We start from the raw sequence: 13,233 nt of genomic DNA on the forward strand, positions 1-13,233 counted from the left end.
GGAAAAATCATCCTCGTCGATAAAGACGATGTCGACATCACCAACATCAACCGCCAATTGGTAGCGAATCTTTCCACGGTTGGCCAGTCCAAGGTTGAGGTCATGAAAAAGCGTATTCTGGATGTTAACGCGGAGTGTGAAGTAGTGACACTTCATATGTTCTATACAGAAGATACCTATGAAGAATTTTTCAGCCACAAACCCGATTATGTTATCGATGCTTCGGATACGCTGATCTATAAAGTGCATCTGATCAAAGAATGCTACAGCCGCCGCATCCCGATCATCTCGAGCATGGGCGCGGCCAACAAGACGGACCCGACGCGTTTTAAAATCGCGGACATCTCGAAGACCCATACCGATCCCTTAGCAAAAATGATCCGTAAGAAACTCAAACAAGCGGGCATCCGCAAGGGCGTACCGGTCATCTTTTCAGACGAAAGCCCAATCGTCGTCCGTGAAGACGTCGTCGAAACCGTCGGCAAAAAAGACGCAGCGATCCGTAAAGCACAGATGCCGCCATCTTCCAACGCGTTCACCCCATCGACCGTCGGCTTGATCGCCGCCAGCTGGGTTGTCAACCAGATCACCAAATCGATCCATATCCAGCGCGTCAATCAATAGATCATAGAAAAACGGACGGAGAATGCTATCATTCTCCGTCCGTTTTTTATGCATTATTTTTTGCGGAAGCCTTTCAGCTTTTCGTAGATGCCCGCGAATTTCTTTTCTTCTCCGGCGACGACGGGCTTGTAGAATTCCGCTTTTTTCAATTCTTTCGGCAAGTAATCCTGGTCAGCCCAGCCGCCGAACGAGCCGATCGGCGTATCGTGGGGATATTTATAGCCGCCGTGCCCGAGTTCGGCGCTGCCCGCGTAATGGGTATCGCGCAGATGCGGCGGGATGTCCCCGACCTGGCCTTTATTGATCGCGGCAGTGGCCGCATCAATCGCTCGGTACGCGGAATTGGATTTCTCCGACAAACACATCTCGGCGACCGCCTGGGCGAGCGGGATGCGTGCTTCCGGCAACCCGAGCCGGTCCGCTGCCTGGCACGCCGCGAGCACATGGCCGCCAACTGCTGGATTGGCAAGTCCGATGTCTTCGTAAGCCATGACGAGCAAGCGCCTCGTTACCGCAGTAAGGTCCCCGTTTTCCAGCAGATGGGCGAGGTAATACATCGCCGCATTGACATCGCTTCCGCGTACGGATTTCTGCAAAGCCGATAACAGGTTGAAGAAATGGGACCCTTTTTTGTCACCGAATACGCCGACGCGTTTGATCATCTGTTCGATGATGCCGTCATCAACGAGGTATTCGCCTTCTTCTTCATCTGACGCGATGACGATCGATTCGAGCATCGTCAAGGCTTTTCTCGCGTCACCGTTCGTCCCTTCGGCGATGCGGGTGACTTGTTCTTTGGAAATTCGGATTTTTTCGCGGCCGAGTCCGCGCTTTTCATCCGCCAATGCGCTGTTCAATAGTTCGACAATATCGTCTTGCGTCAGCCGCTTGAGCTGCTTGATTTCGCCGCAGCGTGAGCGGATTGCTGGATTGACGTCGTGGAACGGATTTTCGGTCGTCGCGCCGATGAGCACGATCGAACCGGATTCGACATGCGGCAACAGCGCGTCTTGCTGCAATTTATTGAAGCGGTGGATCTCATCCAAGAACAGCAATACCTTGCCGGTCATGCGCGCTTCTTGAACGACCGATTCGACATCTTTCTTGCCGGAGGTCGTCGCATTGAGCGCGATGAACGGCAGATCGGAAGTGCCGGCGATGGCGTGCGCGATCGAGGTCTTGCCGATTCCTGGGTCGCCATATAAGAGCATGGACGGCACATGGCCGCTTTTGATCATTTTATATAATGCCGTTGAAGGGCCGATGACATCTTTTTGGCCGACAACTTCGTCGATGGTCCGCGGACGCATGCGGAAAGCGAGTGGTTCATTTTGCACGAGGAAAACTCCTTCCGTCTATTCATTCCATCAGTATAGCGAATCGTGCGCTGAAAGTCATTGAAAGCCTATGTCCTGTAAGATATGCTATACTTATTTGAAGAATTGACGATTAGGTTCCAGAGGAGTAGTTTTAGATGAAAATATCAACGAAAGGCCGTTACGGCTTAACAATTATGATTGCATTAGGAAAACAATATGGGGCAGGCCCGGTGCCGCTGCGCAAGATTGCGGCGGACAATGAATTGTCGGAAGCTTATCTCGAACAGCTCGTGGCTCCGCTGCGCAATTCAGGGCTCGTGAAAAGCGTGCGCGGCGCATACGGAGGCTATATGCTGACGCGCCATCCGAAAGAGATTTCAGCAGGAGACGTCATCCGTGTGCTCGAGGGGCCGATCCAGCCGGTCGAAGGCATCGAAGACGAAAAGCAGCCCCAGCGTGAATTATGGGGACGCATACGCGATGCGGTGAAGAATGTCTTGGATACGACAACGATCGAGGATTTGGCACAGACAGAAGAAGGCGACACCGAACATTATATGTTCTATATATAAGGAGTTAATGAATCATGAAACAAATCTATTTGGACCATGCGGCGACTTCGCCGATGCATCCGCAAGCAGCTGAAGTGTTCGCCAAAGCCTTAAGTGAGCATTACGGCAACCCATCAAGCATCCACCAGACCGGTCGCGATGCGCGGCGCGTTTTGGACGAAGCGCGGCGCACGCTCGCTGCGAGCATCCACGCAGACGATAACGAAATCATCTTCACATCCGGCGGCACAGAGGCGGATAATTTGGCGATCTTCGGAACAGCCAGCGCCAAGGAAGGCCGCCATATCATCACCACTCAAGCCGAGCATCACGCCGTTCTTCACGCTTGTGAAGAATTGGCGAAACAAGGCTATGACGTGACGTATTTGCCGGTGGATGAAACCGGCCGCGTCAAGCCAGAAGACGTGAAACAAGCGCTCCGGAATGATACGATTCTCGTGACGGTCATGCTCGCCAATAATGAAATCGGTACGATCCAGCCCATTGCCGAAATCGGGGAGCTTTTGAAAGGGACGAATATCACTTTCCATACCGATGCGGTACAAGCGTATGGCTTATTGCCAATCGATGTGGATGAGTTGAACGTCGATTTGCTATCGGTCTCTGCCCACAAAGTGAACGGCCCGAAAGGCATCGGATTTTTATACCAGCGCAAGAACACGCCGCTTAAGCCCTTGATGTACGGCGGCGAGCAGGAACGCAAACGCCGTGCCGGAACGGAAAACGTGCCGGCCATCCAGGCGTTTGCCAGCGCAGTGAAAATCGCACAGGAAACGATGGAAGATAAACGCCAAGCGTTCACGGAATTCAAAGAAATTTTCCGTGCCGAATTCAAGGGAAATGGCATCGACTTTAAAGAGAACGGCACCGATCAATTGCCGCATATTTTCAATGTCTCCTTGGACGGCATCGACATTGAATCGTTCTTGGTCAATTTAGACCTGTCCGGCATTTCCGCATCAAGCGGTTCTGCGTGCACGGCCGGTTCGATTGACCCGTCACATGTACTCGTTGCGATGTACGGGCAAAATGCCGCAGAACTGCGCAATTCGATCCGTTTCAGTTTCGGCATCGGCTTGACCGCCGCGGATATTGCACAAGCAGCCGGAAAAACGGCTCAAATCACGAAGCGCCTGGCGCAAAAATAGAAAAGGTGAATAAAAATGGAAACAAAAGCTCCACAAGATACTCGCGTAGTTGTCGGCATGTCCGGAGGGGTTGACTCTTCGGTTGCCGCTTATTTATTGAAGCAGCAAGGCTATGATGTCATCGGCATCTTCATGAAAAACTGGGACGATACCGACGAAAACGGCGTCTGCACCGCCACGGAAGATTACGAAGACGTCATCCGCGTCTGCAACCAGATTGGCATTCCATATTATGCGGTCAATTTCGAAAAGCAGTATTGGGATAAAGTGTTCACGTATTTCCTCGAGGAATACAAAGCAGGACGTACGCCGAATCCGGACGTCATGTGCAATAAGGAAATCAAATTCAAGGCATTCCTTGAACATGCCTTGAGCCTCGGTGCGGATTATCTCGCAACCGGCCATTACGCACGCGTCGAAACGGACGAAAACGGCGTCACACATATGCTGCGCGGCATCGATAACAATAAAGATCAAACGTATTTCTTGAATCAGCTGAACCAGGAACAATTGTCGAAAGTCATGTTCCCGCTTGGTGCGATCGAGAAGAAAGAAGTGCGTGAAATCGCCCTTGAAGCAGGACTTGCGACAGCGACGAAAAAAGATTCGACCGGTATTTGCTTTATCGGCGAACGCAATTTCAAGGAATTTCTCAGCCAATATCTTCCAGCTCAACCGGGTTCCATGGAAACCTTGGAAGGCGTCAAAAAAGGCTCTCATGATGGCTTGATGTATTACACGATCGGCCAACGCCAAGGCCTCGGCATCGGTGGAGCAGGCGACCCTTGGTTCGTCATCGGGAAAGACCTGGCGAAAAACGTCTTGTATGTCGGACAGAACATCCACCACGATGCACTGTTTTCCGATAGCTTGACTGCGGTCAACTTGAGCTTCACCACGGGTGATGCACCGTCCGCGAGTTTCCAGTGCACAGCGAAATTCCGCTACCGCCAGCAGGACGTCGGTGTCACGGTCGACATGAAAAACGGCGAAGCGGTCGTTACATTCGATGAGCCGGTCCGTGCGATTACACCAGGCCAAGCAGTCGTTTTTTACGACGGTGACGAATGCCTCGGCGGCGGCACGATCGACCGTGTCTTCAAAAACGGTTCACAGCTGGACTATGTAGGATAATGGGGGAATCGGCGATGAATTATAACGAAATCGGCATCAAAGCTTTGCAAGAAGGCAGGGCGGAAGATGCTATCCAGGCGTTCACGAACGCCATCGAACAACAGCCGGAAGACGCGCTCGGCTATATCAACTTCGGGCATGTATTGGCGTCGATGAACGAAACCGAGCGCGCTGAACGCTTTTTCCAGAAAGCCTTGACGCTCGATGAAACGTCGGCGACTGCTTATTACGGATTGGCGAATCTCTATTACAACGCGGAACGCTACGAAGAAGCGTTGAAGCTATATGAAAAAGCGATTCAAAATGGCATCGAAGGATCGGATGCCCATTATATGGTCGGCAAATGCTTTGAACGCATTGACCAGCCGAAGCTCGCTTTGCCTTATTTGCAGCGTGCTGTCGAATTGGATCCAAATGACCTGCAAGCGCGTCTCAGCTACGGCATCGCATTGGCATCGCTTGAGTTTTTTGACATGGCGGAAGAACAATTTGTTTATGCGCTGGAAATCGATGTCGACAACTCAGATGTTCATTACAACTTGGGCGTTTTGTATGCCGTATCGAGCGACCGCACGGAAGATGCCATGTATCATTTGCAGCGTGCGTACACATTGGATGACAAGAACGAAATGGCGCGTTATGCCTACGATATGATCAACGAACGCTTGAATTGAACAAATGAAAGAGAGGAGACGGCCGCATGTCCGGACAGATCGATTTATTCCAAAAAGAAAGTGAATTTGTGTTGGGGCGTCCGGTCGTCTCGATTTTTCACAATCCCCAAAACCTCTTCTCCATCATCAAAGTGAAAATCCAGCAAACCAACACCCCGTACACCGAAAAGGAAATCATCGTCTCCGGTTATTTCCCGAAGCTGTCGCTTGAAGAGCAGTACAAGTTCACCGGCAGCGTCAAGAACCACCCGAAATACGGCGTGCAGTTCCAGGCGGAAACTTTCAAAAAAGAAGTGCCTGAAACCGAACAAGGCGTCGTCCATTACCTGTCGAGCGATTTGTTCAATGGTATCGGGCGCAAAACCGCCGAGACGATCGTCAAGAAACTCGGCAGCGATGCCATCAAGAAAATCTTAGAAGACCCCGATTCGCTTGATGGCGTCCCACGCCTGTCGGACGAGAAAAAAGACACGATCCGCTCGACATTGCAGATGAATTTGGGCCTTGAACGCGTGATGATCCAATTGAACGATTGGGGATTCGGCCCGCAAATCGGCATGAGGATCTACCAGGCTTACCGCGAGGAAACAATTGATATCCTGACGAAAAACCCATTCCAGCTTATCGAGGAAATCGAAGGCATCGGCTTCCACCGGGCGGACGAGCTCGGATCGAAACTCGGCATCACCGGCAGCCATCCCGACCGCATCAAAGCGGCGATCCTCCATGTATTGAACCAGGCATCGTTGTCAGAAGGGCATGTCTTTGTCGATGCGAAGAATTTGATTCCGCTCGTCAAGCAAATGCTCGAAGCGAGCCAGCGCGAGGACATTCCGGTCGAAGCGATTTCCCAGGCGGCGATTGAATTGAACGAAGAAGGCAAAGTGGCGGGGGAAGAAACCCGCCTTTATTTGCCGTCGCTGTATTATTCGGAAGTTGGCATCGCGACGAAGTTGGAAACCTTGATCGCCGAGCAAGAGACGCGCGACGGGTTCCCGTCATCCGAGATCCGAAAAGCGCTTGGCGAAGCGGAAGAGCGGCTCGGCGTGAATTATGCCGAGACGCAAATCGACGCCATCGAGAAAAGCTTGAATTCGAGCGTCATGATCCTCACCGGTGGCCCGGGAACTGGCAAGACGACCGTCGTCCGGGGATTGGTCGAAGTTTACGCAGAGCTGCACGGCCTGTCGCTCGACCCGAAAGACTATGCCAAGAAAAAAGAGCCGTTCCCGATCATTTTGGCAGCTCCTACAGGGCGTGCGGCAAAACGCTTGAGTGAATCGACTGATTTGCCGGCGATGACGATTCACCGTTTGCTCGGCTTTAACGGGCAGGAACGGGAAGAGGAAACCGAAAAAGATATCGAAGGCAAATTGATCATCATCGATGAAATGTCGATGGTCGACACGTGGCTTGCCCATCAATTACTAAAAGCGGTCCCTGTCGACGCCCAGCTGATCTTTGTCGGCGACCAGGACCAATTGCCGCCGGTCGGCCCCGGGCAAGTGCTGCGGGATATGTTGGCATCCGGGCGCATCCCGACGGTCGAGCTGACGGAAATCTACCGCCAAAGTTCTGGCTCGTCGATTATCGAACTGGCCCACCAAATGAAAGCCGGGAAACTGCCGGATAATATCGAAGCGAAGACATCCGACCGATCGTTCATCCGCGCAGGCGCGGACCAGATTCCGATGGTCGTCGAAAAAGTGGTCAAGAGCGCATTGTCGAAAGGCCATACGATCAAAGACATCCAAGTGCTTGCGCCGATGTATAAAGGGCCGGCCGGAATCGATGCGTTAAATCAGATGATCCAACAGATGGTCAACCCGAACGATGACGGTTCCCGCAAAGAGCTGGTATTCGGTGATATCACTTACCGCATCAATGACAAAGTGCTGCAGCTAGTCAATCAACCTGAGAGCAATGTCTTCAACGGCGATATGGGCGAAGTGGTCGCCATCATGAAAGCAAAAGAGACGGTGGAAAAGCAGGACTTGCTCGTCGTGTCGTTCGATGGCATCGAAGTGACTTACCAGCGCAGTGATTTGAACCAGTTGACGCTCGCCTATTGTTGTTCGATCCATAAAGCGCAAGGATCGGAATTCCCGACGGTCATCATGCCGGTCGTCCGCGGCTATATGAAAATGCTGCGGCGCAACCTGCTCTATACAGGCATCACTAGAAGCCGGGATTTCCTCATCCTGTGCGGCGATCCGGGCGTCTTCCGCTACGGGGTCGAGCGTACGGATGATTCGAGCCGCCTGACAACCTTGGCAGACCGGCTGGGCATAGCGGCTGTTCCGGATGAAGGGGCGGCCTCGGATGCACTAGAAGCATCAACCGAAAAGTCGGAGCCAGAAGCGGAAGTTGCCGGGCCGAAAAGCCTGACGCAGCAAAACGCCCACCGCATCCATCCGATGATCGGCATGGAAGGCATCACGCCGCGCGACTTCCTAGAAGCGTGAGCGTGCTTGACAAGGCCCGCGTGGTTTTCTATAATTCAATTTATAACAGATAGACAACACCTAGACGGAGACAGTAAAGAGATTCCGGCTGCTTAGAAAAAGGCTCCCCTTGGCTGAAAGGGCCTTCTGCCGCATCTTTTGAACGCTACTCCCGAGTGCAGCTAATCACTGCCGTCCCGCCGCGTTAAGGCGCTTGAGAGACACAGGATATTTTTCCTGTGTAACCAGGGTGGTACCGCGAATCGAGCCTTCGTCCCTTTTTATTAGGGGATGAAGGCTTTTTATTATGCAGAAGGAGGAATTTTGATGAAGAATTTGAAAGCTGAAGAAATCAGAAAGCTCTATCTTGACTTTTTTAAAGAAAAAGACCACGACGTGGAACCAAGCGCGCCGCTTGTGCCGTTTGAAGACCCGTCGCTATTGTGGATCAACAGCGGTGTCGCAACCTTGAAGAAATATTTTGACGGTCGCGTCATCCCGGAAAATCCGCGCATCGTCAACGCGCAGAAATCGATCCGCACGAACGATATCGAGAACGTCGGCAAGACGGCACGCCATCATACATTCTTCGAAATGCTCGGCAACTTCTCTATCGGTGAATATTTTAAAACAGAAGCAATTCATTGGGCATGGGAATTCCTGACAGACGACAGATGGATCGGATTCGATGCCGACAAGTTGTCGGTGACGATCCACCCGGAAGACGAGGAAGCTTATGCCATCTGGCTCAACGAAGTCGGCGTGCCGGCTGAACGCATCATTCGCCTGGAAGGGAACTTCTGGGATATCGGTGAAGGCCCGAGCGGACCGAACTCCGAAATCTTCTATGATCGCGGCGAGAGCTACGGCAATGACCCTGAAGACCCTGAATTGTATCCAGGCGGCGAGAACGACCGTTACCTGGAAATCTGGAACTTGGTGTTCTCACAGTTCAACCATAATGCAGACCACACGTACACGCCGCTGCCGAAACAGAATATCGATACTGGAATGGGCTTGGAACGCATGGCTTCAGTTGTGCAAGACGTGCCAACCAATTATGATACGGACCTATTCGTACCGATCATCGAGAAGACGGCAGAAATTTCCGGCAAATCCTACGGCGAAAGCCAGGAACAGGACATGGCATTTAAAGTCATCGCTGACCATGTGCGCACCGTCGCGTTTGCTATCGGCGACGGCGCGTTACCATCAAACGAAGGCCGCGGCTATGTGCTGCGCCGCTTGTTGCGCCGTGCGGTCCGTTATTCGAAGAAACTGGGCATCGAAAAACCATTCATGTATCAGCTCGTGCCGGTAGTCGGCGAAATCATGCAGAGCTTCTACCCGGAAGTTAAAGAAAAAGAAGACTTTATCGTTCGCGTCATGAAACTCGAAGAAGAACGTTTCCTGGAAACTTTGCATGACGGGTTGGAAATCTTGTCTACGGTTGCCGAAAAGCAAAAACAGGCCGGCCATAGCGAAATCCCAGGTGAAGATGTGTTCCGTCTGTATGATACGTACGGCTTCCCGGTGGAGTTGACGGAAGAATATGCAGAAGATGTAAAAATGACTGTCGACCATGCAGGATTTGAGCGTGCGATGAACGAACAGCGTGAACGTGCAAGAAACGCACGTCAAAACGTCAATTCCATGCAGACGCAATCCGAAGTGCTCGGCAATATTAAAGGAGAAAGCGAATTTATCGGCTATACGCATACAGTTGCGGACGCTGAAATCGTCGCTATCGTCAAAGATGGGGAATTGGTCGACAGCGTACAAGAAGGCGAAGAAGTACAGCTGGTGTTGGACCGAACGCCATTTTATGCAGAGAGTGGCGGTCAGATCGCCGATAAAGGAACTTTGACGAATGATTTGGTGTCGGCTTCCGTACTCGATGTAAAAAAAGCTCCGAACGGCCAGAACTTGCATAATGTGCGGGTTGATTCGGGTGAATTGACGAAAACGGCTGTCAAAGCGAAAGTCGATGCATCCGAGCGCCGCCATACAATCAAGAACCATACGGCGACCCACCTCTTGCACCAGGCATTGAAAGATGTCCTCGGTACGCACGTCAACCAAGCTGGATCGTACGTCGGCCCAGACCGGCTGCGCTTCGACTTCTCCCATTTCGGCCAAGTGACGAAAGAAGAACTGGCGACAATCGAGCAAGCGGTCAACGAAAAGATTTGGGAAGGCATCGAAGTCGAATCTGGCTACCACAACTTGCAGGAAGCAAAAGATATGGGCGCGATGGCCCTATTCGGCGAAAAATACGGCGATGTCGTACGAGTTGTCGCCATCAGCGATTACTCGCTCGAATTGTGTGGCGGGATCCACGTGGCGAACACATCCGAAATCGGCGTCTTTAAAATTGTCTCGGAAGGCGGCATCGGTGCTGGCGTACGTCGCATCGAAGCTTTGACCGGAAAAGGCGCTTATGTGAACATGAAGCAAAGCGAGAAAACTTTGGATGAGGCAGCTTCTTTATTGAAAGCTAGTCCGCGCGACCTTGTGCAAAAAGTCGAAACCACACAAGCCGATATCAAAGCGTTGCAGCGCGAAAACGAATCACTGTTGCAGAAAATCGCCAATGCCCAGTCCGGTGAATTGCTGGAGTCGGCAAGAAAAGTCGGAGATGTGACAGTATTGTCCGCAAAAGTTCAAGCAAAAGACAATAATCAGCTGCGCCAGATGGTCGATGACCTGAAAGCTAAATTCGACCAGGCGGTCATCGTCCTTGGCGCGAGCGACGGCGACAAGGTCATGCTTGCAGCAGGTGTATCGAAAAACATTGCCGGCAAGGATTACCACGCCGGCAATATCGTCAAAGCGGTCGCGGAACAATGCGGCGGCAAAGGCGGCGGGCGTCCGGACATGGCGATGGCCGGGGCGAAAAATCCCGAGCAATTGGAGACGGCGCTCGAATCGGTCTACACTTTAGTCAAATAGGTTTAACAAATCCGCGCTTTCAGTTATAATGTTATTCAGCAAGAGGAACGAATTGCCAATACACATTCCGAAAGTGAGGTGCTTGTCGTGAGCTCATTTGATCGCACGATGAAATTCGATTCATCCGATGAATCGATGGAGCAGGACGTAAAGCAGGTCATGCTGCAAGTCCATGCTGCTCTAGAGGAAAAAGGCTACAACCCGATCAATCAGATCGTCGGGTATCTACTTTCAGGTGATCCAGCTTATATCCCTCGCCACCAGGATGCCCGGAACATGATCCGGAAACTGGAGCGGGATGAAATTTTGGAAGAACTGGTGAAGTTCTATATCAAAAAGAATAACGAGGAATAATTATGCGAACAATGGGATTGGATGTCGGCTCCAAAACGATCGGAGTGGCGATCAGTGATGCACTTGGCTGGACAGCCCAAGGCATCGAAACCGTCAAAATCGACGAGGCGAACGGCCAGTTCGGGCTTGAGCGCCTTGGTGAATTGATCAAGGAATACAAAGTAACGGAAGCGGTCGTGGGCTATCCAAAGAACATGAACAACTCAATCGGGCCACGGGCGGAAGCTTCCGAAAAGTTTGCAGCATTGCTAAAAGAAGGATATGATATACCGGTAGTGCTTTGGGATGAAAGGCTAACGACGATGGCAGCAGAGAAAATGCTGATTTCTGCCGATGTCAGCCGGAAAAACCGCAAAAAAGTGATCGACAAGATGGCCGCAGTAATGATTTTGCAAGGCTATCTTGATTCAAAAAAATGATGAGGTGACACAAATGGAACATGGTCAAGAGCATATTACAGTAGTGGACGAGCACGGCAACGAGCAATTATTCGAAGTGCTGTTCACATTTGAATCGGAAGATTTCGGAAAATCATACGTCTTGTATTTCCCAGTAGGCGCAGATGAAGACGAAGAAGGCGAGATCGAGATCCACGCATCTTCATTCACTGAAAACCTGGACTCTGAAGAGAACGTTTCTGGCGGCGAACTTCGCCCGGTCGAAACGGAAGAGGAATGGGACATGATCGAAGAAATGCTCAATACTTTCCTTGAGCAAGAAGAAGAAAACGAAGAGCAATAACCATAAGGGGGACGGAATTGAACCTTGATTCCGTCCCTTTCGTTTGAATCGCCTTCTGTTTTGGAGAGATGAATAGCTGAGGGGGAACACCCGTGGAAAAGCAGTCAAAGAAAGATGTGATGTTCGACAGGATGAAGGAAAAGAAAAAAGAAGTGAGAGTCGTTCGGCGTATCGTGCTGATCGTAGCGCTCGTCCTTCTTGTAGTCGTCGCAGTGGCCGGTTGGCAAGCTTATAGCTATGTCACGGACGCGCTCGAGCCTGTCGATCCGGATTCAGAGGAAGTCATCGATGTCGAAGTGCCGATCGGTTCCAACCTGGACAGCATTGCCGCATTGCTTGAAGAGAATGGCGTCATAAAAGATGCCAGAATTTACAAGTATTACGTCAAGTTCAAAAATGAATCGGAATTCCAAGCAGGCAATTATGGCTTGACCCAATCGATGACATTGGACGAAATTACGGAAAGTTTGAAAACTGGGAAAGTTTACCATGAACCTTTGTATACGATCAATGTGCCTGAAGGTTTGACCTTGGAAGAGATTGCCGAGCGTGTGATTGCGGAAAAAACGGATTACACAGCAGAGCAATTTATGGAACAAGTGCAGGATGAAGCCTATATCGATGAATTGATGGTCAAATACCCTGATTTATTGACAGAGGAAATCAAAGGCGAGAATGTCAGATATGCGCTTGAAGGCTATCTGTTCCCTGCGACTTACCCGATCTATGAGGAAAGTCCTTCGCTTACTGTATTGATTGAGCAAATGCTCGATGCCACAAAAGCGAATATCGAACCATATCAAAGCGTCTTGCAGGAACAGGAAAAATCGCCTCATTGGCTATTGACCTTTGCTTCACTCCTGGAAGAGGAGGCGACAGCGAAGTCAGATCGCCAAACCATCGCGAGCGTGTTCTACAATCGCATAGACCAAGATATGCCGCTTCAGACAGACCCGACCGTTATTTATGCGATGGGCGAGCATAAGGATCGCTTGTTCAACTCAGATTACGAGTTCGAAGATCCTTACAGCACCTATACGAATAAAGGCTTGCCGCCAGGGCCGATCGCCGCTGCCGGCGCATCTTCCATCGAAGCGGTGCTCGACCCGAACCAAACGGAATATCTGTACTTCCTGGCTGACTCAGAAGGCAATAACTACTTCTCGACCAGCTACGAACAGCATCTTCAATACCGCGATGAACATATCGGAAATTGATAAATATAATTTGAACTAGAGAATGAGTAAGTGTGAATAAATCGTTCCAGGCGG

General features: G+C 51.0%; 12 protein-coding genes. 11 read left to right on the forward strand and 1 reads right to left on the reverse strand.

Annotated features, from left to right (window positions below):
- The coding region (locus tag ON064_RS13110; protein WP_274625117.1) for a tRNA threonylcarbamoyladenosine dehydratase at positions 1-624 on the forward strand (624 nt) is incomplete at its 5' end.
- 53 nt (positions 625-677) lie between these two features.
- Here the strand turns inward: ON064_RS13110 and ON064_RS13115 are convergent.
- On the reverse strand, positions 678-1,961 hold the full coding sequence (locus ON064_RS13115) for a replication-associated recombination protein A (RefSeq protein ID WP_121300084.1): 1,284 nt from the start codon (positions 1,959-1,961) through the stop codon (positions 678-680).
- A 137-nt stretch (positions 1,962-2,098) separates the two neighbouring features.
- Between ON064_RS13115 and cymR the strand changes: the two genes are divergently transcribed.
- From cymR to mltG, 10 genes are all read left to right on the forward strand, one after another.
- Complete coding sequence (cymR, locus tag ON064_RS13120; RefSeq protein WP_058380971.1) at positions 2,099-2,515, forward strand: cysteine metabolism transcriptional regulator CymR; 417 nt, start codon at positions 2,099-2,101, stop codon at positions 2,513-2,515.
- A gap of 14 nt (positions 2,516-2,529) precedes the next feature.
- Positions 2,530-3,663: a cysteine desulfurase family protein gene (locus ON064_RS13125; protein WP_274625118.1), complete on the forward strand. Its 1,134-nt coding sequence runs from the start codon at positions 2,530-2,532 to the stop codon at positions 3,661-3,663.
- A 15-nt stretch (positions 3,664-3,678) separates the two neighbouring features.
- Entirely contained in the window at positions 3,679-4,797 is a 1,119-nt protein-coding gene (gene mnmA / locus ON064_RS13130) for a tRNA 2-thiouridine(34) synthase MnmA (RefSeq protein ID WP_274625119.1), read from the forward strand.
- Positions 4,798-4,811: 14 nt separating this feature from the next.
- Positions 4,812-5,471: a tetratricopeptide repeat protein gene (locus tag ON064_RS13135; protein WP_274625120.1), complete on the forward strand. Its 660-nt coding sequence runs from the start codon at positions 4,812-4,814 to the stop codon at positions 5,469-5,471.
- Positions 5,472-5,497: 26 nt separating this feature from the next.
- Positions 5,498-7,936, forward strand: coding sequence for an SF1B family DNA helicase RecD2 (gene recD2 / locus ON064_RS13140; RefSeq protein ID WP_121300076.1), 2,439 nt, complete (start codon positions 5,498-5,500; stop codon positions 7,934-7,936).
- Positions 7,937-8,242: 306 nt separating this feature from the next.
- Positions 8,243-10,867, forward strand: coding sequence for an alanine--tRNA ligase (gene alaS, locus ON064_RS13145; RefSeq protein WP_274625121.1), 2,625 nt, complete (start codon positions 8,243-8,245; stop codon positions 10,865-10,867).
- An 87-nt stretch (positions 10,868-10,954) separates the two neighbouring features.
- Positions 10,955-11,221 (forward strand): IreB family regulatory phosphoprotein, encoded by a 267-nt coding sequence (locus ON064_RS13150; RefSeq protein WP_058383651.1) that lies wholly within the window; start codon positions 10,955-10,957, stop codon positions 11,219-11,221.
- Positions 11,222-11,223: 2 nt separating this feature from the next.
- Positions 11,224-11,640 carry a Holliday junction resolvase RuvX gene (gene ruvX, locus ON064_RS13155; protein ID WP_068461903.1) on the forward strand — a complete coding sequence of 139 codons (417 nt, stop codon included), beginning with the start codon at positions 11,224-11,226 and terminating at the stop codon, positions 11,638-11,640.
- A 13-nt stretch (positions 11,641-11,653) separates the two neighbouring features.
- On the forward strand, positions 11,654-11,962 hold the full coding sequence (locus tag ON064_RS13160; RefSeq protein ID WP_112232425.1) for a DUF1292 domain-containing protein: 309 nt from the start codon (positions 11,654-11,656) through the stop codon (positions 11,960-11,962).
- A 92-nt stretch (positions 11,963-12,054) separates the two neighbouring features.
- On the forward strand, positions 12,055-13,179 hold the full coding sequence (gene mltG, locus ON064_RS13165) for an endolytic transglycosylase MltG (protein ID WP_274625122.1): 1,125 nt from the start codon (positions 12,055-12,057) through the stop codon (positions 13,177-13,179).
- Positions 13,180-13,233: the final 54 nt, after the last annotated feature.

Source organism: Planococcus sp. A6 (assembly GCF_028823615.1).
Taxonomy (GTDB): Bacteria; Bacillota; Bacilli; order Bacillales_A; family Planococcaceae; genus Planococcus.

Bases quoted from the DNA above. Each gene is read 5' to 3' on its own strand.
- recD2 (WP_121300076.1), top strand. From the start codon at position 5,498: ATGTCCGGACAGATCGATTTATTCCAAAAAGAAAGTGAATTTGTGTTG.
- alaS (WP_274625121.1), top strand. From the start codon at position 8,243: ATGAAGAATTTGAAAGCTGAAGAAATCAGAAAGCTCTATCTTGACTTT.
- ON064_RS13135 (WP_274625120.1), top strand. From the start codon at position 4,812: ATGAATTATAACGAAATCGGCATCAAAGCTTTGCAAGAAGGCAGGGCG.
- ON064_RS13125 (WP_274625118.1), top strand. From the start codon at position 2,530: ATGAAACAAATCTATTTGGACCATGCGGCGACTTCGCCGATGCATCCG.
- mnmA (WP_274625119.1), top strand. From the start codon at position 3,679: ATGGAAACAAAAGCTCCACAAGATACTCGCGTAGTTGTCGGCATGTCC.
- ON064_RS13160 (WP_112232425.1), top strand. From the start codon at position 11,654: ATGGAACATGGTCAAGAGCATATTACAGTAGTGGACGAGCACGGCAAC.
- cymR (WP_058380971.1), top strand. From the start codon at position 2,099: ATGAAAATATCAACGAAAGGCCGTTACGGCTTAACAATTATGATTGCA.
- ruvX (WP_068461903.1), top strand. From the start codon at position 11,224: ATGCGAACAATGGGATTGGATGTCGGCTCCAAAACGATCGGAGTGGCG.